Genomic DNA, 23,064 nt, shown 5'->3' on the forward strand with positions numbered 1-23,064 from the left:
CTCCAGATGACGAAAATTGTCTGGCCGATGCAGTCATCTCAGAACTGCGCCTTGTCGTAGTAGGTCTCGATGTGGGACGTCACGTGGTAGCCCTGGGACGCGCCCTGCTCTGCGCCCTGAGCGGTCTCGGGGGCCTCGCCACCGCCCGCCACGGCACTGCCCGTCATCACCAGTACCGTGGTGGTGGCGCCGGCACCGGCCACGCCGCGCAGGAACATGCGGCGGTCATGACCCTTGGGATCTGCTGGTGTGGTCATTGCTGCCTCCTCGTGTGAATGGGTCGCGGCCTTGCCTCACTCGGGCAGGGCGAGGTATTGCCTCTCGAACTGCATGAACTGCTCTCCCAGCAACCCCACGGCGCGGTAGAAGCGCGCGCTCTGGGCCTGCTGGAGGTCCCGGAAAAACCGTTCCATCCAGGGGGCGAGGTGGGTATCGAACCACGCCTGCTGGACGCCGTCGTCCCCCCGCTCGATCATCACCGCCATCGACTCGCACAGCGCCGCGACGTGGTCCTCGGGCTCGCTGACGCCGGGGCGGGCCTCGATGCCGTAACGGGCCAGGTCCTGACGCAACTGGGCCAGAGGGCGCTCCATCAGGAACCCGGTGAGGTACCAGGACGCGTAGGGCACCAACTCGCCGCGGCCGATGCCGATGAAGAGGTCGTGGTACTCGTCCTCGAGTTCCCTGGGCCACGCATTGGTGCCGGCCTGTTGCAGCAACTGCCAGCTCGCGGCCAGGCCGTCGCCCTCCGCGGCGCTCGCCTCGATGCCCCGCAGGCGTTCCAGCACCCCCGCGTCCGGCGGCGCCGCCAGCAGAGTCCCCAGCAGGGCGTAGGTACCGGCCCGCAACAGATCCTCCTCCAGCATACCGGCCATGGGCGCGGGGGGGGCGATGGCTTCCTGTCGGGCGATAGTATCGGGTTGCATGGATGATGATCGTCCAGAGGTTTCTTTCATTATTAGCAAGCCCCACGCCAAGGTGTTTGGAAAAGAAACGGTAAATACGGACGAATTGCCGGAGCAACGAGGACCGATCCGTCCCGCGGGCCCCTGCCATCCGCCGGCCTGACCCAACGGCCCGGCATGGCGGACAAAATGTCCTTCAAGGAACATCCCGAAGCATTCAGCATGGGTCTAGGGACGGTCCCCAGTCCGCGTCTCCGAGGGCCCGGAGGCGTAGAAGTCCCGCACCCGGCAGTCCTCGCACATCTGCAGGCGACGCCGGCTCTCGGGGGTCTGGAACATCCAGTGATCGCTCAGCTTGGCGAGCATGCGGTCCATCATGCGCCGGGTGGCGAAGGGCTTGCCGCAGCCGACACAGCGGAAGGGCTCTTCCTCGTAAAGCACCCGGGTCTCGCGACGGCGCGTGGCCTCGTAGAGGTAACGGGGCGACGTCGTTACGCAATCTTCCGGACAGGCCCCCACGCACAGGCCGCACTGCACACAGTTGTCTTCCAGGAAACGCAGCTGGGGACTCTCGCCGCCCGCAAGCAAGGCGCCGGCGGGACACACGGAGACACAGGCCATGCACAGGGTGCAGCGCTGTTCATCCACCGTTACCTGGCCGAATGGCGCGCCCGCGGACAGCTCCGTCGAGGGACGGGGCGCGGGGGCATGCGCCCACAGATGATCCATGGCCAGGCGCACGGTGGTGCGTTTCTCGTCGAAGGCGGCGAAGCGGGCCGCCGGCGGCGGATCCAGATCATCCAGTCCCTGCAGCGCCAACGGCATGTCGTCCCCCGCCACCATGGCGATGCGCCCGCCGGCGTGCCCCATGCCCTCCAGCATCTCCCGGGCGATGCCGAGCTGATGGGCCAACTCCCGGGCCACCGAGGCCGGCACGCTGGCGGGGATCAACAGGCGCACGTGGCACGCCCCATAGGCCAGGATGGCGAGCCAGGCATCCATGCCCACGGACCCCACCTCCTCCACCGCCACCGGCAGCACCCGGCCCGGCAGGGCGGCGGCGTGGCGGGCCACCAGCTCCGCCCCCGCACTGGTGTCGTGGAACAGCACGCAGGCCTGGCCGCCGCCGGCCTCGTGGTAGGCGCCCAGCAGCCGGCGCAGGGCGCCGATGAGTTCTACGGGACGCGGAAAGGCATAGCGGATGGCCCCCGTGGGGCAGGCAGTGGCGCAGCTGCCGCCACCCTGACACAGGAAGGGGTCCACCTCGATCCGCTCCCCCAGGGAGGTGATGGCCTCGGTGGGGCAGGCATCGATGCAGCGGGTGCAGGCCTGGATACCGCTGCGGCCGTGGGCGCAGATGGCGGCGTCGTACGAGAAAAAACGGGGCTTGTCGAACTCCCCCGCCAGGTCGGGGATCGCGGCCAAGGCGGCCTCCAGGCGCTTCTCATCATCTTCGGGGGCGAAATAACCGGGGGGCGGCACCTCGCGCCGAAGGCTGGGCGGCGTGGCGAGGTCCAGCACCACGTCGAAGTACCCGCCGGCAGGGCCCGCCAGGGTGGCGAGGTCCACCTCCCGTTCCCCGTCCATCACGGTCACGCTGAAGCGGCCGAGGTGACCCTCCAGCCGTTGCGGCCGCCCGGGGATGACGCTGACACCATTGCCCGCCGGGCGCCCCCCGGCGCTGGTGTCGGCAAGCACCGTGCACTCCACGGCCCCGGCGAGGCGCCGCGCCGTGGCCACCGCCACATCCTGGGGACCGATGATGAGCACCCGCCCCGCCGAGGTGTAGGTGACCATCTCGATGTCCAGCGCCTCGGCCCCAGCTACCGCGGCCAGGGCAGCGGCCCGGGCCTTGCCATTCGCGGTGGCCGTGGACAGGCCACCGTGGCCACCCGCTTCCTCAACCACGCGCATGGCCGTCTCCTATGTTTCCATCCGTTGCGTCTTCATCCGCGGCCGCGGTCCCGACCGTGTCGGAAAGGCCGGCATGGGCAGGTGCCGCGGGGGACACCGGCCCATCGCCGGACGGCCCGGCCGTATCCTCCGGCGCCTCAGCCACCACCTCCGCCCTGGCCTCGGCCTCCCGCAGCCGCGCCTCCAGACGCTCCTGCTGGCGCCGCATCTCCGTGGTCACGATATCCCCCAGGGCCTCGAAGTTGCGGTAGTCCTCGTCGTAGTCATCCAGCCCGTCGCGGATGTTGAACTTGGGTCCGCGGAACAGCCGCTTGAGGGCCGCCTGACGCAGATCCTCGCTGACGCCCGAGGAGAAGAAAGGGCTCAGGTCGCTGTGATCGTCGATGGTGGACAGATCGGGCATCTCCGCGTCCGTGAGAACCGGCGCCGGCTCACCGGCGGGCGGAGCGGCGTCAGCCCCGGCGGTCTCCTCCACCGGCTCCGGCTCCTGCTCCAGGCCGCGCTTGCGCCGCGACCAGCGTCGCAGGAAGGGCTGGCCCTCCGTCCCGTCGTGGGCGACACCGCTGTCATCTTGCGGGTGGCGCACCGGCGGCCTCCTTCTTCCAGTCTTCACGGCGCCGCTTGCGGGGCGGCTCGGGCTTGTAGTGGTCCATCACATAACGCTCGAGGCGCTGATGGATCTCCGGTGGCATGGGAGTGGAGAACACGGTGTCGTCCGCCTCCATGTGGGCGCCCGCCTCGTCATGGTCCGCGGACACCGCGCAGGGCTCCAGCTCGCCGGCTTCGTTCTCCCGGCACACCACGAACAGGGACGGGTTGCGACCCACGAGGTTGTACCAATAGCTCTCGGCACTGTCTTTGAAAAAGCTCAACATGAACCCGGGCCACACGAACTGCTCCATCCCGTCCTCGACGTGCACCTGCTGCCGCCCCTGCTCGGTATCAGCGATAGCCCCGGCCACCACCCCCACCAGTTGCCAGTCGGGGTAGCTCCAGCCGCGGTGAGTCGCCATGCGCCGGCTCATGATCACCGCCACCGGGATGGCGTCCCGGTCCGTTATGGTCTCCTCAGCCATGGAACCTCCTTCCTGAAGCCCGAAAGATTAAATATAGATTAATAATGCAATAGGCACACCAACCCACCAACCACGGAACCACGCCCGCAGAACGGAACCCGGGAACGCAATTTCTGGGACATTTCGTACCGATGCCCCACGTTATGGGACAAAATGACGCGCCCCCTTTCCCCTACCTGCCCCACCCTCTTGCCCTATCCATCCAACGGCCCTATGTCGCCACCCCCCCCCTTTTATTGAAGGATGTTCCCCCATACCCACCCGCCTCGCCCCACCCACGCCTCCCCGCGCCAGCGCCCAAACCCGGGGCCACCCACCGCGCGTGACTCTATAGAATAGTGCCGGAGAATAGTGCCGGGTACGGAAGAGCGACCCAAGGCCAGCGGCGACGCCCGACGGAGGACCGGCGACGGGAGGAGTTCCCGGAGCTATTTCCGGCACAATGAAATCAACGCGGGATACGGAGTAAAACGTGGCACAACTCGAACACATCGAAGCCATCGAAAAACGCCTGTGGAGCGCCGCCGACAACCTGCGCGCCAACTCCAACTACGCCAGCAACGAATACTTCCTGCCGGTGATGGGCCTGGTGTTCCTGCGCCACGCCTACAGCCGTTATCTGATGGTAAAGGAACAGATCGAACCCCATCTGCCCAGCCGCGGCGGCAAGACCCGTGCCCTGACCAAGGAGGACTTCTCCCAGCGAAGCGCCATTTATCTCAGGCCCGCGGCCCGGTTCGATTCTCTGGTGGCCCTGCCCGACAGCGCCGACCGCGCCCGCGCCATCATCGAGGCCATGGAGTCCATCGAGGCGGATTACGAGAACCTGCGCGGCACCCTGCCCAAAGGCGAATACCAGGAGCTGGACAACCAGGTGCTCGGCCAGTTGCTGCGCACCCTCAACCCCGAGGAGCTGAACCGGGTTTCGGGCGATGTCTTCGGCCGCATCTACGAATACTTCCTCACCCAGTTCGCCGACCAGGGTGCCCACGACGGCGGCGAGTTCTTCACCCCCATATCCCTCGTCTCCCTCATCGCCCACGTCCTCAACCCGGCCAGGGGCACCGTGCTGGACCCGGCCTGCGGCTCCGGCGGCATGTTCGTGCAGAGCGCGCGCATCGTCGAGGAACACGGCGACAGCCCCACCGAAAAGCTTACCTTCCGCGGCCTGGAGAAAAACGCCACCACCATCCGCCTGGCCAAGATGAACCTCGCCGTGCACGGCCTCGAAGGCGACATCCAGAAGGCCATCACCTACTACGAAGACCCCCACGAACTGGTGGGCAAGGCCGACTACGTCATGGCCAATCCGCCCTTCAACGTCGACGAGATCGACGCCGACAAGGTCAAGTCCGACCCGCGCCTGCCCTTCGGCCTGCCCGGCGTCAACAAAAAGGAAAAGGTCAGCAACGGCAACTACGTCTGGATCAGCTACTTCTACAGCTACCTGAACGACAAAGGCCGCGCCGGCTTCGTCATGTCCTCCCAGGCCTCCAGTGCCGGCGGCGGCGAGGCCAAGGTGCGACAGAAACTGGTGGAGACCGGCGACGTGGACCTCATGATCGCCATCCGCTCCAACTTCTTCTACACCCGCACCGTGCCCTGCGAGCTGTGGTTCATTGATCGGGGCAAGCCCGATCAACCCTCATCCCCGGCCCTTCTCCCAGAGGCAGAAGGGGGAAAAACAAGGCAGTATCGGGGTGGCCATGATTTCAGCGGACTGGTGGAGCGAGCGCGTGAGCTCCGCAAAAAACAGACTCCGGCGGAAGAGCTGTTCTGGGAACTTGTTCGTAACCGTCAATTCCTTGGGCTCAAGTTTCGCAGACAGCATCAGGCAGGTGACTACATCCTCGACTTCTATTGCCACGAAGCCGGTATCGCCATCGAGATCGATGGCCCTGTTCATGACAAACGCAAGAAAAAAGACGCAAAGAGTGATGCCTATCTGAAATCACAAGGCATTCGCGTTGTGCGTATAGAAAACGCCGCATTGCTTAACGATACCGAAGCAACGCTAGGCAATCTGGCCAAGCAGATCAGTGCTATCGGAGAAAGTCCTCTCCCTTTGGGAGAGGATTTAGGTGAGGGTAGATTTTCTAGCCCACTAAACCGCAAGGGCCATGTGCTCATGCTTGATGCCAGAAACATCTACCGAAAAGTCACCCGGAAAATCTATGACTTCTCCCCCGAGCAGCAGCAAAACCTGCAAGCCATCGTCTGGCTCTACCGGGGCGCGACCAACCGCTACCTGCAACTGCTGTCGCAATACCTGGGTAATGTCGCCGACGAAGCCATCGCCTGTTTCAAAGTCGAAGACGACCTGGGCCACACCTTCCACCCCCTGGCGGACTTCAGCGACGCATTAGATGCCCTGCGCCAAGCCCTCGCGCCATATTTGAAAACACCCTTCCGAAAGATCATTCGCTTCCCCACTCAGGCAGAGGCCAGGGTGAGGGTGGTCTATCGGAAGTTGTAAAAGAGCTAGACCAGGAAACCCAACAGTTCCAGCAGGACGTCGACGAGTTCCGCAAAAGCGCGAACGAAGCCGTCAAGAACTGGAAAAAGGCTCCCGACACCAACGCCGCTCTGGTCAAACTCACCGCCACGTTCGAGCCTCTCGCCGAGGCCAGCCGCGACCTCATCAAACAGACCGACCTCGTCTACAAACTCGCCACCCGCCTCATCGACGAAGTGTCATCTTCCCCTCTCCCCCCGGGAGAGGGGCCAGGGGTGAGGGCAACAACCCGCGACCTCACCCGCGCCCGCAAGGCCGCCGACGAAGCCCGCGGCATCGCCGTCGAGCAACTGAAAAAGGTCCGCTACTTCTGGAAACAGGCCCACTGGCTCACCGACCGCTTCCCCCAAGGCCAACTGCGCGACGTGGAAGGCCTGGTCAAGTTGGTGGACATCAAAGAAATCGAAGCCAACGACTGGAGCCTCACCCCCGGCCGCTACGTCGGCGTCGCTCCCGAGGAAGTAGACGAGGACTTCGACTTCGAAGAGACCCTGCGCGAAATCCACGTGGAGCTGGAAGACCTCAATGCCGAGGCCGTTAAGCTGGCCGCGACGATTAAACGGAATTTTGAGAAGTTGGGGGTATGACCACGAAACCGCTTGGTGGCCGTCGAAAGATCCCTCCGGGCTGGAGGCCAGTGACCCTTGACGAAATCAAGTCTCCAGATCTCGATGCCTGCCGCGCTGGTCCGTTTGGATCAAGTATCAGTCGCAAGTTTTTTGTCAAGCAAGGTATACCGGTAATACGCGGAAACAATCTTACAACCAATTTGGTTGAGTTTGTTGCTGATGAGTTCGTGTATGTATCTGAAGAACGGGCAAGAGATAAATACAAGAACTGTCTAGTCCGGCCTGGCGACCTCGTGTTTACTTGTTGGGGAACTATTGGCCAAGTTGGTCGCATTCCTCGAGATGGTCCATTCGGCGAGTATGTGATTTCAAATAAGCAACTAAAGCTCCGTACCAACCCATCGTTTGCGAATAGCAAATTCGTCTACTACTACGTCGCCTCAAAGGCAGGCGTCGAATACATCGAAAGCCGAGGCATTGGGGCGGCTGTACCAGGTATCTCGTGAGTCCCGACTTCTCGTCAGGACGCGAGTCGGAACATGCTGATTCTTTCAGTGTCCTGCCGTTCGGTGATGAATTTTGCCAGGGAATGGGTTTTGGCGGAACTCAAGAGAAATTCCGGCAGCGTGTTGCGTAGCGCATGAGTGACGACGAGTTCCGACGGGGAATACCCGGGTCGGATCGTCCGCAGCCACGAGCCGAAGGATTTCCAGATGAGCTGCGGGAAAACCACCGACAGATACTGAAGCAAGCCTTGAGCGACGACGCCGGCCTGCATGAAGACGTGGTAGGCGTGGATCTTGCGTTTGACGTTCTCGCGATACCTGCGCGTTTCCCGGTGCAGGTATTGATTGCCCTTGCGGCGTTTGAGCGGCTTCATGTCCTGCATCCAGAAGTGATAGGCGAAGGTGCCGATCTGTCGGACGGCCTGCTTGAAGCTGTGCTCGATCTTGAAGCGCAGGCCGTAGAGGCGAATGATCTCGACGGCGTCCAGGGCGACGTCGGTGCACATCAGCAGGGAAGAGCCTCTGGTCGGGTGGATGACGGCGACGAAGCGCACGAGCTGTCCGGCGGGCCGCCAGAGCAGGTCTCGGACCTGGTACCGAATCGTGACGTTGTCCTCGCCGTAGACGGGGCTTGGCGCGGATTGGAAGTCGTTCGTGTCGTTCAGCAGTGACCTGAGCTTGAGCTTCTTCCCGTAGCGTCTCGGCCGGCCTCTTTTCCTCGGGCCGCGCTGGTGATAGGGGGTGTAAGCGACGGCATTGGATCGGACGCGGGTGACGAGATGGTTGCCCTCGGCGATGAGGCCGCGAACCATCTTGCCGGCGGCGTAGTAGGCATCGGCAACGTAGTAGAAGGGTTCCGTGATCGCCACGGTCTGAATCAGGGCGAGCATCTTGTCGAGCAGGGTGCGCCGGTCGCGATTGGAGAAGACGAGGCCCTCGTGGATGCGCACGGCGAGGGGGACAGCGAAGACGCTTTGGTCGGCCTCAACCAGCAGGCTCACCGCCTGAAGGGAGTGTCCCATGATGTATTCGGGCTTGGTGTTGGCGTCGGACTGCTGATGCAATAGCTTCACGGCGGGCATCTTCTTGCCGCGCTTGGGGACTTTGATCCCGTCCCCGACCATGACGCGGCGGCCGTTGACGAGCAGCGGCGCGGGAAAGAGCCGCAGCACGGCCTGGGTCCACAGCGCCGCGAGCCGCTCGAGCTTGATGGCGCGGCTGTGGAACGAATCCAGCAGGTTGTCGTAGAAGCGGGGCTTGAGGGCGAGCGCCCGCACGAGGCTGGTCACGCCTAAAAGATCGCCTCGCACGGTGAGACCGGCCACGGCGGTGGCGAACCACAGGAAGGTGCGCAGGCGCGAGAACGCCGGACGCAGCAGCCAGATTGCTTCCACCAGGACTCCCATAGCGACATCGTCCACCTCCCATGAAGTGAATGAAACGGTGATTTGGCCCACCGCGCGGGGCCGGTTATGGAGAAGGCGTGCCGGGCTCGGGCTCCTGGACTTCCACGGCCATCACGGCCGAGAGCACCGCCAGGCGCTCGGCGGGCGGCATGGCCTCGTAGCGGCGGGCCCAGCTCACCGCCTTGCGCTTGATGCGTTGGCGGTCCGTGAAGTTCTTGCCCGCATAGCGCGCCCAGTGCAGGCGCTCGACGCTGAAGTTGAACCACAGCTTCTCGGTGACGACGCCCGCCTGGTTCATCACCTGAAGCTCGAGGCTGCGCCACCCGGCCAGCCGCTCGTCGTAGAGCGCCGAGGGGTAGCCGGAGAGGATCACGTGACAGGGCAGGCACTTGAGCAGCTCGAGCAACGCCACGTGGTCGTGCTCTTCGTAGTCGAAACGGTATCGGCGCTCGCCGCGGCGGGTCGGCTGCAGATAGGGCGGGTCGCAGTAGATGAGCTCTCGCCCCCGATACGCATACTCGGCCAGGAATCGGTGCGCGCAACCATGCACCAGCTCGACCGGATAGGGGCATTCGAACTTCGCGAGTGCTCGCCGATTGCGGTCGATGCCGATGTTGACGAGCGCCGGCGGCTTGCGTTGCATGATCGCCCCGCCGCCGAGGTGGCTCTCGATGTAGGTGTCGTGGGGCGGCATCAGGGCGATGATCGCCTGGCACAAACCCGACGTCGCCTTCGATCCGAAGTAGCTGCCCATCGCTGCCGATCCGTGTCCGTGACGACCAGCAGACTAGCTTCATTCAGCTAGGGTGTCAAACGACATCGATGACTCGGCGGCAGCGCCTTGCGTACCTGATGATCGAACGTCCGCCAGTGTTATGCTATCGACATGAGTGAGAAGCATCCCTTCGCCGGCGGGCTACTCGACTACATGGGCTCGTCCCAGGGCCAACGCTCCATCGAAGTTTCAGACGCTCTCTGGGCGCTCATGGACGACGTGCAGCTCGATCCCGGACGACGCGAGATCATCTGGCCCGAGGCCCAACGCCTCAGCTTCGATCAGTCCATCGAATGCATACAGAAGGCGTATCCGGACTTCCCTCGTGAGCGTATTACGAGCTTCCCTGATCTCCTGGCTCGAGCACTACGCCCCGGAAGATTACTCCCGGGAACAACTAGACGAACTCGATGCGCTCACCGAAGACTGGCTCGACGAGCTCGAGGGTCAGTACGGGGAGCAATAACCGCCGAGAACTCGGGACTCTTGAGCAGGTATTAACTTAGGAATATTGAAATCAATTCCAATTGCTTTACCACCGATTAAGATCCAAGAGTCTATCGTCGCAATCCTCTCCGCCTACGACGACATGATCGAAAACAACCGCCGCCGCATCCAGTTGCTGGAACAGTCCGCCCGACTGCTCTACAACGAATGGTTCGTCCACCTCCGCTTCCCCGGCCATAAGCATGTCAAAATCAAAGACGGCGTGCCGGAGGGGTGGGAGAAGAAAACTATTGGCGAGTTGGCGCCGCTAAAGTATGGCAAGGCACTGAAGGCGGATGACCGGGTTCCAGGTCCATACTTAGTCTACGGTTCAAGTGGCGTAGTCGGCACCCACGACAAAGCACTTGTGCCAGGCCCTGCAATTATCGTGGGAAGAAAAGGCAACGTAGGAAGCGTCTACTGGGCGAGCAGTGGCTTCTACCCCATCGATACCGTCTACTACATCGACCCCAAAAACTGCAACCTTTACTTGTACTACGCATTGCTCAACACGCAGTTCATCAGCACCGACGTCGCGGTTCCCGGACTTAACAGAGATTACGCTCACAGCCGTGCACTACTCGTACCTGACGTAAAGATTCTGACGCTGTTCGAGCAGCATGCAGTCGAAATACATAAACAGATCGAGTGCCTCACAAAATACAACGCATCTCTCACTAAAGCCCGCGACCTACTCCTGCCGCGCCTGATGAACGGGGAGGTCGCAGTATGACGCTGTCGCATGTTTCCATCCATAACTTCCGGGGAATAATCGATGCATCTATGGGTTTTCAACCATATGCGCTTCTGGTCGGTGCAAATAATGCCGGAAAGAGCACAATCATTGACTGCATTCGGGCATTCTATGAAAAAGACGGGTTCAAATTTAAAAAAGATGGCGACTTCCCTCTCAAGGGAGCAACCGACCAGGAATCTTGGATAGAGCTTACTTTTGCTCTGGACGACCAAGAACACGAATCGTTAAAAGACGAGTACAAGAGCGCTGAAAAAACTCTGAAAGTGAGAAAGTATTTCCAGACCAGCGAAAAGATACACGACGGCAAAAATGCGACCGGGTCGATTCTCGGTTACAAGTTTGACGGCACATTATCTAACGAACCGTTTTATGGTGCCAAGAACGTACAGAGCGGAAAGTTTGGCGACCTGATCTACATTCCTGCAATCAGCAAGATCGACGAGCATACCAAGCTCAGCGGCCCGTCGGCTTTGCGCGATCTAATCACCAACATCATGGCAGATGTTGTCGAGGGGAGTGAGGCGTATAAATCATTGACAGACAGCGTGACCACCTTTGCCGGTAGTGTTCGGGCAATAGAAACTGACGACAAACGGTCTCTTTCGAGCTTCGAGGAGGATTTGAACTCGCTGCTCTCACCATGGCAGACCAAGTTCAACCTGAAGTTCACCGCACCCTCCACAGCGGAAATCATCAAATCGATGCTCGGCTGGGACATCCGGGACAATCATCATGAGAAGCCGCAAGCCGTTGAATACTTTGGATCAGGATTTCAGCGGCATTTCATCTATTCACTAATTCAGCTCGGCGCTAAATACGTCCCTCAAAAGGTTTCCAAAAAGGCGAAGGATTTCACACCATCCCTCAACCTTGTTCTGTTTGAAGAGCCGGAAGCGTTTCTGCATCCGCCACAACAGGATGATCTTGCCAGAAACTTGATCAAGGTTAGCGAAGCCGAGGATTGGCAGATCGTCTGTTCCACGCACTCCGCGCATTTCGTGAGCAGGAATGCCAGCCGCATTCCGGCCATAATTCACGCACAAAGAAGTGACGGAATTGTAAAAACATTTCAAGTCGACTCCACCCAATGGGACAACATTGTTGATGGCAACCGTGCCATTGAGCAAGTCGCGGCCAAATATCCGAAAGTCCAGAAAACCATGCAGGACGATGACCTCAAGCCCGAGATGGAGGCCGTGAAATATTTTCTGTGGTTGAATCCTGACCGGGCCGGGATGTTTTTTGCAGAAAGCGTGTTGCTGGTCGAAGGTCCAAGCGAAACTGCACTGATTAACCGGTTACTTGACGATGGTAAATTGTCTCTTCCTCAAGGCGTCTACATTCTGGATTGCCTCGGAAAGTACAACATCCATCGGTTCATGAACCTGCTGAGCGCACTTGGCGTTGTCCACGCCGTGCTCCATGATGATGACGACAACAAAAATGAGCATCAGGAACTCAATCAGCTTATCTTCGATTCAAAGCATGCTGATTTCACGAAATCAGTTGTCACATTGCCTAAAGACCTCGAAACAGTCCTCGGGATAACGCCGCCAGTTTCCAGCCACAGAAAACCCCAGCATCTTCTTTATTGTTATTCCTGCGGCCAGATTGATGTTGGCAAGCTGACAGATTTCTGTACGAAGGTTCAAGCATGTTTCACGGGGCAGGGAGGTCAATTGTGACCCTTCAGCACTTTCACAACCTCCACAACCTCCTCTCCCCCGGCGTCGGCTTCACCACCGAGTTCAAGCGCTCCGGCACCTCTTACCTCGGGCGGGACGTCTGCGCCTTTGTTTACGCTGCCAGCGGGGTGATACTTCCCAAACTAATGAACGGGGAGGTGGCGGCATGATAACACGCGTCACGGTCAATCCCGATCTACTCGGCTGGGCCCTTGAACGCGCCGGTGTGAGCGCCGATGCGTTGGCTGGCAAATTTCCTAAGCTGCACGAGTGGCTGACGGGCGAGCTTGCGCCGACCTTGAAGCAACTGGAGGCCTTCGCCGCCGCGACGCATACCGCCATCGGTTTGTTGTTTTTGCCGCAACCGCCCGAGGAGCCGTTGCCCATTCCGGATTTTCGCACCCTGCCACAGGCGCGTCTGTCGTGGCCTTCTGCCGACCTGCTCGATACCATCTACCTGTGCCAACAGCGGCAGGCCTGGTATCGGGATCATCAGCGCCTGTATGGCGTGGATCCGCTCGCCTTCGTGGGCTCTGCTTCGATAACAGATCAGGTGGTTGATATTGCCGCCGGGATCGCCCGCACCATCGGCTTCAATATGGATGAAAGAAAGCAGTTGTCCAACTGGTCGGAGGCGCTGCGCCGTCTCATCGCACAGATCGAGGAGGCCGGGGTGCTGGTGATGGTCAGCGGCGTGGTGGGCAGCAATACGCACCGGTCGCTGGTTGTCGAGGAGTTCCGGGGGTTTGCGCTCGCCGATGCGTTTGCACCGTTGATCTTCATCAATGGCAAGGACAGCAAGGCGGCGCAGATGTTTAGCCTGGCCCATGAGCTGGCGCATCTCTGGCTCGGCGAGAGCGGCATCTCCGACGCGCAGGCGGCCACCCGGCCCGATGAGGAAACGGAGCGCTGGTGCAACGCGGTGGCGGCGGAGTTGCTGGTCCCGCTGGAAGAACTGCGCCAGATCCACCAGCCGGGGCAAGCGTTGCAGGAGGAGATGCAGCGTCTGGCCCGCTGGTTCAAGGTCAGCACCCTGGTCATCGTCCGCCGCCTGTACGACCTGGGATCATTGGACCAGGCAACGTTGTGGCGCGTCTACCGCGAGGAGCTGGAGCGGGTGAAGGCCCTTTCTGCACGGGAAGGTGGCGGTGGCGATTTCTACAATAGCCTTGGCGCGCGGGTCAGCAAGCGTTTCGCATCGGCCGTGGTGGGCAGCACGCTGGAAGGGCAGACCCCCTTTACCGATGCCTTCCGGATGCTGGGGATCAAAAAGAGCGCCACCTTCTATGAAGAGGCGCGACGGCTGAGGTTGCACGGATGAGCTATTTGCTGGATGCAAATGTCTTCATGGCGGCGAACAACCTGCACTATGGGTTGGATTTCTGTCCGGCGTTCTGGGAGTGGCTGATCCGGGGAAATGCCGCGCGGAAGGTGTTCAGTATCGAGAAGGTGGGCGATGAAATCGAGGCCGGTGGCGATGAACTATCGGATTGGGCGAAGGATGTGGGCGGGGCGCTGTTTCTCAAGCCCGATGCCAGTGTCCTGAGCGGTATGGGTAACGTCAGCCTGTGGGTAACCGAAAACGGCTACACGCCCGCGGCGGTGAATACTTTTCTGCAGGTTGCGGATTACTGGCTGGTATCCCATGCCTTGGCGCATGGCCATATTGTCGTGTCGCACGAGAAACCGGCGAATACCCCACACAAGGTCAAGATTCCGAACGTCTGCGTAGGATTGGGGATCAAGGTGATGACGCCGTTCGAGATGTTGCGCCATGAGCGGGCGCGTTTTGTATTGGGGGCTGGTGCATGATATGCCAGATTGGCATCATGGATGATCGGGGTAAAACTACGCCAATACTCGACTTAATGCTATCGAACGAAAAATGAAAAGATGACCCCATGAAAGCCACAGAAGCCAAACTCTTCGAGTTCCTGAAAAAGTCACTCCAGTTCGTCATACCAATTTACCAGCGCACCTGGTCCTGGACCGAGCCGCAGTGCCGGCAGTTGTGGGATGACATTCTGCGCGCCGGGCGGGGTTTTCATTTGAAGACATATACAACTTTCAATCAGCCGGGCAATGGCTCGAGTGATGGCACAGCAAGGAGGCTGCATGAATGACATCGTGATTTTCGAGGCAGAAAGCCAGAAGGTGGAAGTCAGGCTGGAAGGCGAAACTCTTTGGCTGAGCCTTCAGCAACTGGCTGATCTGTTTGGGCGGGACAAGTCGGTTATCTCACGCCACTTGAAAAATATATTTGATACCAATGAGTTAAAGCGAGACCGAACTGTTGCAAAAAATGCAACAGTTCAAAAAGAGGGTGAACGAGAGGTTATCCGGCAAGTCGAGTTCTACAACCTGGATGCCATCATTTCCGTCGGCTACCGGGTGAACTCCACCCAGGCCACCCGTTTCCGTCAATGGGCCACCCGCGTGCTGCGCGAACACCTGACCCAGGGCTACAGCTTGAACGAACACCGTTTGGCACAACAGGGGCTGGCCGAACTGGAGCAGGCGGTGGATCTGCTAAGCCAGACCTTGACGCGGCAGGAACTGGTGACCGATATCGGGAGGGAAGTGGTGGGCCTGATCCTGGGCTATGCCAAGACCTGGCGCCTACTGCTGGACTACGACGAAGGCAGGCTAAATATCCCCGCCGGTGCCCAACCGGCGCGTGGTGTGCTGGCTCTGGAAGAGGCGCGTCGGGCGCTGGATGCCTTGGCCGGGGAATTGCGCGAGCGCGGCGAGGCCAGTGAACTGTTTGCCCGCGATCGGAGCGAGGGCTTGGCGGCCATTCTCGGCAATATCGAACAGACCATGTTTGGCGATCCGCTTTACAAGACCCGGGAAGAACGCGCGGCCCATCTTTTGTACTTTGTCATCAAGAACCACCCGTTTTCGGACGGCAACAAACGCTCCGGGGCGTTTTTGTTTCTGCTCTACCTGCGCCACGAGGGCATGCGCCTGACCCTGGATGAAAACGGCCTGACGGCACTGACGCTGCTGATCGCCGAGAGCGACCCGAAAGCCAAGGAGCTGATGGTGCGGCTGGTGATGAATCTACTAACAGCAGGCTCCGGGGTCATGGAGAGTGAGGGGCGATGAGTTATACCGAGGACGCACTGGTTCAGCAGACAACCGCCGATTATTTGGAACAGCAACTCGGCTGGCGCTCAGTGCTTGCCTGGAACAACGAGGACTACGGACCGGACAGTCTGTTGGGCCGTGCTTCTGATCGCGAGGTGGTGCTGACGCGCACCCTGCGCGAGAAAATGATGGCGCTGAACCCGGGTTTACCGGATTCGGCTTATGACGAGGCCGTACGCCAGATCACTGCGACAGTTGCCTCCCAACCCCTGATCGCCACCAACCGTGAGAAATACACACAAATTATCGATGGCGTGCAGGTCACCTTCCGTAATGACAAGGGAGAACGCGACAGGCGACGCCTGCGGCTGTTCGACTTCGACACGCCGGACAACAACGATTTTCTCTGCGTGCGTGAACTGTGGGTGCGGGGTGATCTCTACCGGCGGCGGGCGGACATCATCGGTTTCGTCAACGGCCTGCCGCTGCTATTCATCGAATGTAAGAATCTGCACAAGAACCTGAAAGCCGCCTTCGAGCAGAATTTCTCCGACTATCGCGACACCGTTCCGCATCTGTTCCACCACAACGCCATCGTGATGTTCGCCAATGGCGAGCAGGCGAAGATCGGCTCCATCACCAGCCGCTGGGACCACTTCAACGAGTGGAAGCGCCTGGCAGAGGAGGCGCCCGGCGCGGTGGATATGGAGACCCTGCTCAAGGGCGTCTGCGACCGGCGTAATTTTCTCGATCTGGTGGAGAACTTCATCCTGTTCAACGAATCCACCGGCGAGGCGAAGAAGATCATCGCGCGCAATCACCAGTTTCTCGGCGTCAACCGTGCCATTGCGTCCGTGCGGGATCGCAAGGCACGGCAGGGCAAGTTGGGCGTGTTCTGGCACACCCAGGGCTCGGGCAAGAGCTATTCCATGGTGATGTTCACCCGCAAGGTGCACCGCAAGCTCGGCGGTAATTTTACCTTTCTGGTCCTCACCGACCGCGACGACCTGGACACACAGATCTACAAGACCTTCGCCGGTTGTGGCGTGGTGAGCGAGAGGGATGAATGCCGCGCCGCCAGCGGCCACCATTTGAACGCGCTGCTGATTCAGCACAAGGCTTTTATCTTCTCGCTGATCCAGAAGTTCAATAAGAAGGTGGAACCGGAGCAGCCCTACAGCGAGCGCGAGGATATCATCGTCATCACCGACGAGGCGCACCGCACCCAGTACGGCACGCTGGCCTTGAACCTACGCAACGCCCTGCCCCACGCCAGCTATATCGGCTTTACCGGCACACCGCTGTTCAAGGACGACGAGATCACGCGCAAGGTGTTCGGCGAGTATGTCTCCACCTACGACTTCCAGCGGGCGGTGGAAGACAAAGCCACCGTGCCGCTTTATTATGATGCCCGCGGCGAGAAGCTGGGCCTCGCTATCGGCGACCTCAACGAGCGCATCGCCGGCAAACTGGAAGCGCTGGAGACCGACGACATCGATGTGGAGCAGCGCCTGGAGAAGGAACTCAAGCGCGACTATCACATCATCACCGCCGGCAGGCGCCTCGACCAGGTGGCGCGGGACTTCGTGCAGCACTACTCCACTTCCTGGGAGACCGGCAAGGCGATGCTGGTATGCATCGACAAGGTTACCTGTGTGCGCATGCACAGGCTGATGGCTTTTTACTGGGATGAACGCATCCGCGAGCTGGAGCAGGAAAAACTCCTGGACGAGCAGGACGAGTTATTTCGTCAACGTCAGATCACCTGGATGCGCGAGACCCGTATGGCGGTGGTGGTGAGCGAGGAACAGGGCGAGGTCGCCAGGTTCAACAAGTGGGACCTGGACATCATCCCGCACCGCAAGTTGATGAAGGAAGGCATCGAGCTGCCGGAGACCATGCGCGCCAGGCCCGAATACCGCAACCTGCAGACCATGGCCCTGGACGATGCCTTCAAGGCACCGGAACACCCGCTACGCATCGCCATCGTCTGCGCCATGTGGCTGACCGGTTTCGACGTACCCAGCCTGTCCACGCTCTATCTCGACAAGCCCCTCAAGGCCCACACCCTTATGCAGGCCATCGCCCGCGCCAACCGCGTGGCCGAGGGCAAGAACAACGGCCTGATCGTGGATTACTGCGGCATTCTTGCACACCTGCGCAAGGCACTGGCAACCTTTGCCGGCACCCAACCTGACGGCGAAGATGGCGAGATCGACCCGGCACGGCCCGAGGAGGAACTGCTGGCCGACCTGGCCGAGGCCATCGCCCTGGTGCGCGCCTTCGTGGAGGACCGCCAGGCCTCACTGGATGAGGTCATCCGAAAGACAGGTTTCGAACGCAACGCCGCCATCGTCGCCTGCAAGGAAGCGGCCAACGGCAACGACGAAAGCCGCAAGCGCTTCGAGGTGATGTGCCGCGAGGTGTTCAAGAAGTTCAAGGCCTGCATCAATGTGGCCGGCGTCAATACCCACCGTGCGCATCGGGATGCCATCCATATCGTCTACAAGAGCCTGCAGCAGGACCGTGAGCGGGCCGACATCACCGACATCATCCGACAACTACACGACGTGGTGGATGAGGCGATCGAGGTGCGCTCCGACTGGCAGGGCGAAGAATCCGCGCCCTATGACATCAGCAGGATCGACTTCGACCGCCTGCGCCAGGAATTCGAGCGTAGCCCGGGCAAGAACACCACGGTTCAGAACCTGCGCGAGGCCGTCGAACGACGACTGCAAAAGCTGCTGTTACAGAATCCGCTGCGCACCGACTTCCAACAACACTACGAGCAGATCGTCGCCGAGTACAACCGCGAGAAGGACCGGGCCACCATCGAAAAGACCTTCGAGGCCCTGTTCACTCTGGTTCTGGGACTCGATGAGGAAGAAGACCGCGCCGTGCGGGAGGGGCTCGATGAGGAGACCCTGGCGATATTCGACCTGCTGAAAAAACCGGAACTCAAGGCCGCGGAGATCAAACGCATCAAGGCGGTCGCAGTACAGTTACTCGAAAGACTGAAGGCCGAAAAACTGCGCGTCGACCACTGGCGCGACAAGGAAGCCACCCGCGACGCCGTACGCAGCGCCATTCGGGATTTTCTCTGGGATGATGCCAGCGGGCTGCCCGTGGATACGTTTGCCGAAGCGGACGTGGACCAGAAGACCGAGGACGTATTCCGGCATATATACCGCGCCTACCCGACCGTGCCCTCGCCTTATTACGCCGCCGTGGGCCAGGGATAAATTGGGGTTCGCGGGCTCACCCCAACAGGCACCCAAATGCGACCGCGGCCGGCGTCATTCCAGGGCGATGTCCCCGTCGATGGTCACCTCCAGCTCCACCCCTGCGACGCGCAGGGTCATGGAGGCGGGCAGGCGTTCGTTGCCCTGCAGCCGGCCGTCCGCCAGGCGGGCCCGCACGGCGGCCTCGATCTCGCGCTGGGCGGTGATGCCGGTGCGTTTGAGAAAGGCGCGTATCTGTTGGTTCAGCACTTCTTCGTCCATCGTCTTCTCCTCGTCGCTCGCGGATCCGCCGGGGATCCTGCTGCAAAGCTGAGATGGTACGCCAGTCCGCCCCGCGAAACTCCCCCCGGGGCCAGCACGCCATTGGTCACCAGGACCCCGCCCCATGACCCGCATCCTGCCCGCCCAGCGCTAACCTGCCAGCTCGGTGACCCGTGCGACGATGCTGAGCTGCGGGCTGTTGCTGGCCGGCCCTAGGAAGCTGCCGGCCACCGGTGGCACGGCCTCCGGGTGGCGGGCCACCGCCACCGCAATATGCCGGTCGCCCGTCACGGTGCCACTGGTGGGGTCGAAACCCTTCCAGCCGGCGCCAGGCAGATAGACCTCGGCCCAGGCGTGGGTGGAGGCGCTGTCGGCCTCGCCCGACTCCACGTACAGATAACCGCTGACGAAACGGCTCGCGAGGCCAAGCGCGCGGCAGACCTCGATGAACAGGGCCGCGAAGTCCCGGCAGGAGCCGGCGTTGAGGGCCAGGGTAAGGGCGGGCCCCTGTACCCCGGGCTCCTCGCGGATCTGATAGACGAAGCCGTTGGCGATGGCACGGTTCAGGCGATCCAGCAACACGATGGTCTGATCCGGACGCCTCAAGTCCAGGGCGTCAAGCCATTGCCCCACGGCCTGCGCATCGGCCGGATAGTCGGCCTGCTGGAAAGCCGCGAGCTCGGCCTGTTCAGCGGCCGCGTATTTGAAAGGGTAGGCCACCGCGTAGTCCTCCAGCAGGAAATCGAAGGGGTTGTCCTCGTAATGCTGGATGATCACGTTGCTGGCGATACACAGGCGATCCGTCGGTTCCAAGAAACTCACCACCGCCACGGAATTATCCAGCACGTCCCGTTGCCACTGCACGCTGTGGGAAGGCACGATGTCCAGCTCGGCGCATTCGATGCGCACGTTGTGGTTCTCCCGCGGGCGCAGCAACAGGCGGTGCGGCAACAGCGATGCCGGGACCGGGAAGCGGTACTCGGTGACATGACTGATATTCAGACGTCGCATGGTGAAGCTCCTGCCCTGTCATGAGTGGGTATGGTGGGAGAAGGTGGCGGGACCATGACGTCACCGGTGAAAAGCCGTTCGCAGGGCGACGCGGCCCCGCCCATCCGCGGCCGTGGATTCACCCAGCCTCCTCCGGCTCGCTGTTGAAGTCGCGCATGAAGATCCCCCAGAAGGCCACGAACAGGGCCGCCACCATGGGACCGATGACGAAGCCGTTCATGCCGAACAGCACGAAGCCGCCCAGAGTGGAGAGCAGCACCAGGTAATCCGGGAGCTTGGTATCCCGTCCCACCAGCACGGGACGCAGCACATTGTCGGCGAGCCCGATGACCCCCATGCCGAAGCCCGTCAGCACCAGCCCCTGCACCCAGTCGCCGGTGGCGAACAGGTAGATGGCCACCGGCGCCCAGATGAGGCCCGCCCCCACCACCGGGATGAGGGACAGCAGGGCCATGACCACGCCCCACAACAGAGCGCCGTAGATGTCGAGGATCCAGAAGATGAGGCCACCCAATGCCCCCTGGACCAGGGCCACCACCAGGTTGCCCTTGATGGTGGCACGGGTCACCTCGGCGAACTTGGCGAACAGCAGGTGCTCCCGCTCGTCCCCCAGGGGCAGGGCCCGCACCAGCAGGGCCACCAGGGCGGGGCCGTCGCGCAGCATGAAGAAGGTAATGTAGAGCATCAGGGCCAGGGAGACGAAGAACTGCACGGTGCCCTGGCCCAGTTGCACGGCATTCTCGGCAATGAAGCGGGTGGCCCCCACGGCGCCGTCGGCGAGCCGCTGCTTGAGGCTCGCGAGGTCCACATCCAGGCGCTCCAGCAGGCCCTGGATCATGGGAAAACCCTCGCGGATACGGTCCAGATAGGCGCCGGGGTCCAGCTCGCCACTCTGCAGGCGCTGGTAGAGGGCCACCCCCTCCTGGAAAAACGACCCCAGCACGAACAGTGCCGGCACCACGCCGACGAACACACACAGGATGAGGGTAATCAGGGCCGCCAGGTTGGGACGCCCTTCGAGCCGCCGCAACACCCGGCGATGCAGCGGATAGAATATGAGGCCAATGACACAGGCCCAGAACACGGCACCGAAGAAGGGCTTGAGCAGGTACAGAAACAACAGCGTCACCCCCGCCAGCACCAGCAGAAACGACCGGTCTTCGAGCTTGCCCCCCATTCTACCCTCCTTCGCCGCCCCCCCTGGTGGAGGGGATGTCAGGGGGCAAAGGATACTGGAAAGACAACCCGGCGTGGGTACCGGCCCGGCGTCGGTGCCTGCGGCGGGGTGTGAATGTCGGGATGAATCCCGACCTACATTCGTGCCCCGGGAACGTGCCGTGGTGGTGTATCTGGCCGGAATGTCGGGATGAATCCCGACCTACATTCGTGCCCCGGGAACGTGCGGTGGTGATGTATCTGGCCGGGGTGTCGGGATGAATCCCGACCTACATTCGTGCCCCGGGAACGGGCGGTTATTGATATCGTGAGGCACTTTGGCTGCCGTATGATGTCAAGGCTATGCAATGCCGTCGGCCAAGGAGAATTTCATGAGCTTCGGTACGGGGTCGCCCGGCGGCGGCCGGTTCCCCGCTATCTTCGTCCTGGCGGCCGTCCTGGTTATGAGCGGTTGTGGCGAGCCGGCAACGGCCCCCAGCGAGTCCCTGGCCGAGGCGGCAGATGACACCGCTTTGGAACACGCCCGCAAGCACCTCGACCCCAAATACGTATGCCCCATGCATCCGCAGATCGTCAAGGATGACCCGGGCACCTGCCCCATCTGCGGCATGGACCTGGTGAAGAAGACCATGGAGTCCACCGATGAGACCTACCCCGCGGTGACCATCAGCGCCGCCATGGTGCAGAACATGGGCGTGCGCACCGCCGTCGCGGAACGGGGCACCCTGTGGCGTTTCGTGCGCACCGTAGGCCGGGTGGCCTACGACGAGACCCGCATCGCCCACATCCACCCCCGCGCGGAGGGCTGGATAGAGGGCCTGGCGGTGCGCTCGGAGGGGGAGCCCGTGACCCGCGGCCAGAACCTCGCCGACCTCTACGCCCCCAATATCCTGTCCGCCCAGGTGGATTTTCTCATCGCCACCGGGCCCGAGGGCGGCGCCACCCGGCCCGGCCGGGTGGAGAAGGCCCGCAACCTGCTGCGCCTGCTGGACGTGCCGGACACCATCATCCGCGACATCGAGGAGGCCCGGGTGACCCGCAACACGGTGCCCGTGCGAGCCCCCATCTCGGGCGTCATCACCCAGATGATGGCCCGCGAGGGCATGTACGTCAGCAAGGATACGGAGATGTTCACCATCGCCGATCTGAGCCAAGTGTGGGTGATGGTGGACGTGTTCGAGCATCAGATCGACTGGGTGGCCCGCGGCCAGACGGCGGAGATCACCGTACCCGCTCATCCCGGCAGGACCTGGGAGGGCACGGTGGACTACCTCTACCCGGACCTCGACCCCGTCACCCGCACCCTGCGGGTGCGCCTGGTGTTCCCGAACCCGGGGCTGGAACTCAAGCCCAACATGTTCGCCGACGTGGTCATCTACGGCGGCCCCAAGCGGGATGTCCTCAAGATCCCCCGTCCCGCCCTCATCGTCACCGGCGAGCGGGAGGCGGTGATCAAGGCCCTGGGGGACGGCCGCTTCCAGCCCGTGGACGTGGTCACGGGCATGCAGCGCGGCGGCGAGGTGGAGGTCCTGTCGGGGCTCGAGGCGGGGGACGAGGTCGTGGTCTCCGGCCAGTTCCTCATCGATTCCGAGTCCAGCCTCCAGGCCAGCTTCATGCGCATGTCGGACGGTGCCCCGGCCGGGACTGCCCATGACGGCCACTGAAGGCCGCCACCGGCCGGCGGCGCGGC

21 protein-coding genes and 2 pseudogenes are annotated in these 23,064 nt (G+C 61.7%); 13 read left to right on the forward strand and 10 right to left on the reverse strand.

Features of this window, described 5'->3' with window-relative positions:
* Positions 1-38 precede the first annotated feature (38 nt).
* The 5 genes from U5S82_01760 to U5S82_01780 all read right to left on the reverse strand — a co-directional run bounded on the left by U5S82_01760 (position 39) and on the right by U5S82_01780 (position 3,895).
* Positions 39-257 (reverse strand): formate dehydrogenase, encoded by a 219-nt coding sequence (locus U5S82_01760; protein MDZ7750394.1) that lies wholly within the window; start codon positions 255-257, stop codon positions 39-41.
* Positions 258-293: 36 nt separating this feature from the next.
* A complete protein-coding gene (locus U5S82_01765) occupies positions 294-926 on the reverse strand; it encodes a molecular chaperone TorD family protein (GenBank protein ID MDZ7750395.1) in 633 nt (210 codons plus the stop codon).
* A gap of 207 nt (positions 927-1,133) precedes the next feature.
* The gene (locus tag U5S82_01770) at positions 1,134-2,819 is read right to left on the reverse strand and encodes a 4Fe-4S binding protein (GenBank protein MDZ7750396.1); all 1,686 of its coding nucleotides are present in this window, start codon (positions 2,817-2,819) and stop codon (positions 1,134-1,136) included.
* On the reverse strand, positions 2,806-3,405 hold the full coding sequence (locus tag U5S82_01775; protein MDZ7750397.1) for a DUF3306 domain-containing protein: 600 nt from the start codon (positions 3,403-3,405) through the stop codon (positions 2,806-2,808). The genes U5S82_01770 and U5S82_01775 overlap by 14 nt, the downstream gene beginning before the upstream one ends.
* Positions 3,386-3,895, reverse strand: a complete 510-nt coding sequence (locus U5S82_01780) for a DUF3305 domain-containing protein (GenBank protein ID MDZ7750398.1) — start codon at positions 3,893-3,895, stop codon at positions 3,386-3,388. Before U5S82_01780 ends, U5S82_01775 begins: the two co-directional genes overlap by 20 nt.
* Before the next feature lie 472 nt (positions 3,896-4,367).
* Here U5S82_01780 and U5S82_01785 point away from each other — a divergent pair, with 472 nt between their 5' ends.
* From U5S82_01785 to U5S82_01795, 3 genes are all read left to right on the forward strand, one after another.
* Complete coding sequence (locus U5S82_01785) at positions 4,368-6,371, forward strand: N-6 DNA methylase (GenBank protein ID MDZ7750399.1); 2,004 nt, start codon at positions 4,368-4,370, stop codon at positions 6,369-6,371.
* 254 nt (positions 6,372-6,625) lie between these two features.
* Positions 6,626-6,997 carry a hypothetical protein gene (locus U5S82_01790; GenBank protein MDZ7750400.1) on the forward strand — a complete coding sequence of 124 codons (372 nt, stop codon included), beginning with the start codon at positions 6,626-6,628 and terminating at the stop codon, positions 6,995-6,997.
* A gap of 50 nt (positions 6,998-7,047) precedes the next feature.
* Positions 7,048-7,485: a hypothetical protein gene (locus U5S82_01795; GenBank protein ID MDZ7750401.1), complete on the forward strand. Its 438-nt coding sequence runs from the start codon at positions 7,048-7,050 to the stop codon at positions 7,483-7,485.
* A 14-nt stretch (positions 7,486-7,499) separates the two neighbouring features.
* Here the strand turns inward: U5S82_01795 and U5S82_01800 are convergent.
* Positions 7,500-8,899, reverse strand: a pseudogene (locus U5S82_01800) (transposase).
* A 56-nt stretch (positions 8,900-8,955) separates the two neighbouring features.
* Positions 8,956-9,645 (reverse strand): DNA methylase, encoded by a 690-nt coding sequence (locus U5S82_01805; GenBank protein MDZ7750402.1) that lies wholly within the window; start codon positions 9,643-9,645, stop codon positions 8,956-8,958.
* Between the two features lie 346 nt (positions 9,646-9,991).
* Between U5S82_01805 and U5S82_01810 the strand changes: the two genes are divergently transcribed.
* The 9 genes and pseudogenes from U5S82_01810 (at position 9,992) to U5S82_01850 (ending at position 18,926) form a co-directional block, all read left to right on the forward strand.
* Positions 9,992-10,132: a hypothetical protein gene (locus tag U5S82_01810; GenBank protein MDZ7750403.1), complete on the forward strand. Its 141-nt coding sequence runs from the start codon at positions 9,992-9,994 to the stop codon at positions 10,130-10,132.
* Positions 10,133-10,174: 42 nt separating this feature from the next.
* The gene (locus tag U5S82_01815; GenBank protein MDZ7750404.1) at positions 10,175-10,885 is read left to right on the forward strand and encodes a restriction endonuclease subunit S; all 711 of its coding nucleotides are present in this window, start codon (positions 10,175-10,177) and stop codon (positions 10,883-10,885) included.
* A complete protein-coding gene (locus tag U5S82_01820) occupies positions 10,882-12,594 on the forward strand; it encodes an AAA family ATPase (protein MDZ7750405.1) in 1,713 nt (570 codons plus the stop codon). Before U5S82_01815 ends, U5S82_01820 begins: the two co-directional genes overlap by 4 nt.
* Positions 12,591-12,764, forward strand: coding sequence for a hypothetical protein (locus U5S82_01825; GenBank protein ID MDZ7750406.1), 174 nt, complete (start codon positions 12,591-12,593; stop codon positions 12,762-12,764). Before U5S82_01820 ends, U5S82_01825 begins: the two co-directional genes overlap by 4 nt.
* Positions 12,761-13,915 (forward strand): ImmA/IrrE family metallo-endopeptidase, encoded by a 1,155-nt coding sequence (locus U5S82_01830; protein MDZ7750407.1) that lies wholly within the window; start codon positions 12,761-12,763, stop codon positions 13,913-13,915. Before U5S82_01825 ends, U5S82_01830 begins: the two co-directional genes overlap by 4 nt.
* Positions 13,912-14,406 (forward strand): DUF4411 family protein, encoded by a 495-nt coding sequence (locus tag U5S82_01835; GenBank protein ID MDZ7750408.1) that lies wholly within the window; start codon positions 13,912-13,914, stop codon positions 14,404-14,406. The genes U5S82_01830 and U5S82_01835 overlap by 4 nt, the downstream gene beginning before the upstream one ends.
* Positions 14,407-14,495: 89 nt before the next feature.
* Positions 14,496-14,633: pseudogene (locus tag U5S82_01840) on the forward strand (DUF262 domain-containing protein).
* Between the two features lie 76 nt (positions 14,634-14,709).
* Positions 14,710-15,702 (forward strand): RhuM family protein, encoded by a 993-nt coding sequence (rhuM, locus tag U5S82_01845; GenBank protein ID MDZ7750409.1) that lies wholly within the window; start codon positions 14,710-14,712, stop codon positions 15,700-15,702.
* A complete protein-coding gene (locus tag U5S82_01850) occupies positions 15,699-18,926 on the forward strand; it encodes a type I restriction endonuclease subunit R (GenBank protein MDZ7750410.1) in 3,228 nt (1,075 codons plus the stop codon). Before rhuM ends, U5S82_01850 begins: the two co-directional genes overlap by 4 nt.
* A 54-nt stretch (positions 18,927-18,980) precedes the next feature.
* Here U5S82_01850 and U5S82_01855 read toward each other — a convergent pair whose 3' ends face one another.
* From U5S82_01855 to U5S82_01865, 3 genes are all read right to left on the reverse strand, one after another.
* Complete coding sequence (locus U5S82_01855) at positions 18,981-19,187, reverse strand: DUF6494 family protein (protein ID MDZ7750411.1); 207 nt, start codon at positions 19,185-19,187, stop codon at positions 18,981-18,983.
* 150 nt (positions 19,188-19,337) lie between these two features.
* Positions 19,338-20,198 (reverse strand): transglutaminase family protein, encoded by an 861-nt coding sequence (locus U5S82_01860; GenBank protein ID MDZ7750412.1) that lies wholly within the window; start codon positions 20,196-20,198, stop codon positions 19,338-19,340.
* Positions 20,199-20,316: 118 nt separating this feature from the next.
* Entirely contained in the window at positions 20,317-21,375 is a 1,059-nt protein-coding gene (locus U5S82_01865; GenBank protein ID MDZ7750413.1) for an AI-2E family transporter, read from the reverse strand.
* Between the two features lie 370 nt (positions 21,376-21,745).
* Between U5S82_01865 and U5S82_01870 the strand changes: the two genes are divergently transcribed.
* Complete coding sequence (locus tag U5S82_01870) at positions 21,746-23,038, forward strand: efflux RND transporter periplasmic adaptor subunit (protein ID MDZ7750414.1); 1,293 nt, start codon at positions 21,746-21,748, stop codon at positions 23,036-23,038.
* Positions 23,039-23,064: the final 26 nt, after the last annotated feature.

The sequence above is a fragment of the Gammaproteobacteria bacterium genome, assembly GCA_034522055.1.
GTDB lineage: Bacteria > Pseudomonadota > Gammaproteobacteria > JAABTG01 > JAABTG01 > JAABTG01.

Excerpts from the sequence above, each read along its gene's own strand:
- U5S82_01835 (MDZ7750408.1), top strand. The coding sequence starts at position 13,912 with ATGAGCTATTTGCTGGATGCAAATGTCTTCATGGCGGCGAACAACCTG.
- U5S82_01830 (MDZ7750407.1), top strand. The coding sequence starts at position 12,761 with ATGATAACACGCGTCACGGTCAATCCCGATCTACTCGGCTGGGCCCTT.
- U5S82_01870 (MDZ7750414.1), top strand. The coding sequence starts at position 21,746 with ATGAGCTTCGGTACGGGGTCGCCCGGCGGCGGCCGGTTCCCCGCTATC.
- rhuM (MDZ7750409.1), top strand. The coding sequence starts at position 14,710 with ATGAATGACATCGTGATTTTCGAGGCAGAAAGCCAGAAGGTGGAAGTC.
- U5S82_01765 (MDZ7750395.1), bottom strand. The coding sequence starts at position 926 with ATGCAACCCGATACTATCGCCCGACAGGAAGCCATCGCCCCCCCCGCG.
- U5S82_01865 (MDZ7750413.1), bottom strand. The coding sequence starts at position 21,375 with ATGGGGGGCAAGCTCGAAGACCGGTCGTTTCTGCTGGTGCTGGCGGGG.
- U5S82_01770 (MDZ7750396.1), bottom strand. The coding sequence starts at position 2,819 with ATGCGCGTGGTTGAGGAAGCGGGTGGCCACGGTGGCCTGTCCACGGCC.
- U5S82_01850 (MDZ7750410.1), top strand. The coding sequence starts at position 15,699 with ATGAGTTATACCGAGGACGCACTGGTTCAGCAGACAACCGCCGATTAT.
- U5S82_01860 (MDZ7750412.1), bottom strand. The coding sequence starts at position 20,198 with ATGCGACGTCTGAATATCAGTCATGTCACCGAGTACCGCTTCCCGGTC.
- U5S82_01780 (MDZ7750398.1), bottom strand. The coding sequence starts at position 3,895 with ATGGCTGAGGAGACCATAACGGACCGGGACGCCATCCCGGTGGCGGTG.
- U5S82_01760 (MDZ7750394.1), bottom strand. The coding sequence starts at position 257 with ATGACCACACCAGCAGATCCCAAGGGTCATGACCGCCGCATGTTCCTG.
- U5S82_01855 (MDZ7750411.1), bottom strand. The coding sequence starts at position 19,187 with ATGGACGAAGAAGTGCTGAACCAACAGATACGCGCCTTTCTCAAACGC.
- U5S82_01820 (MDZ7750405.1), top strand. The coding sequence starts at position 10,882 with ATGACGCTGTCGCATGTTTCCATCCATAACTTCCGGGGAATAATCGAT.
- U5S82_01805 (MDZ7750402.1), bottom strand. The coding sequence starts at position 9,645 with ATGGGCAGCTACTTCGGATCGAAGGCGACGTCGGGTTTGTGCCAGGCG.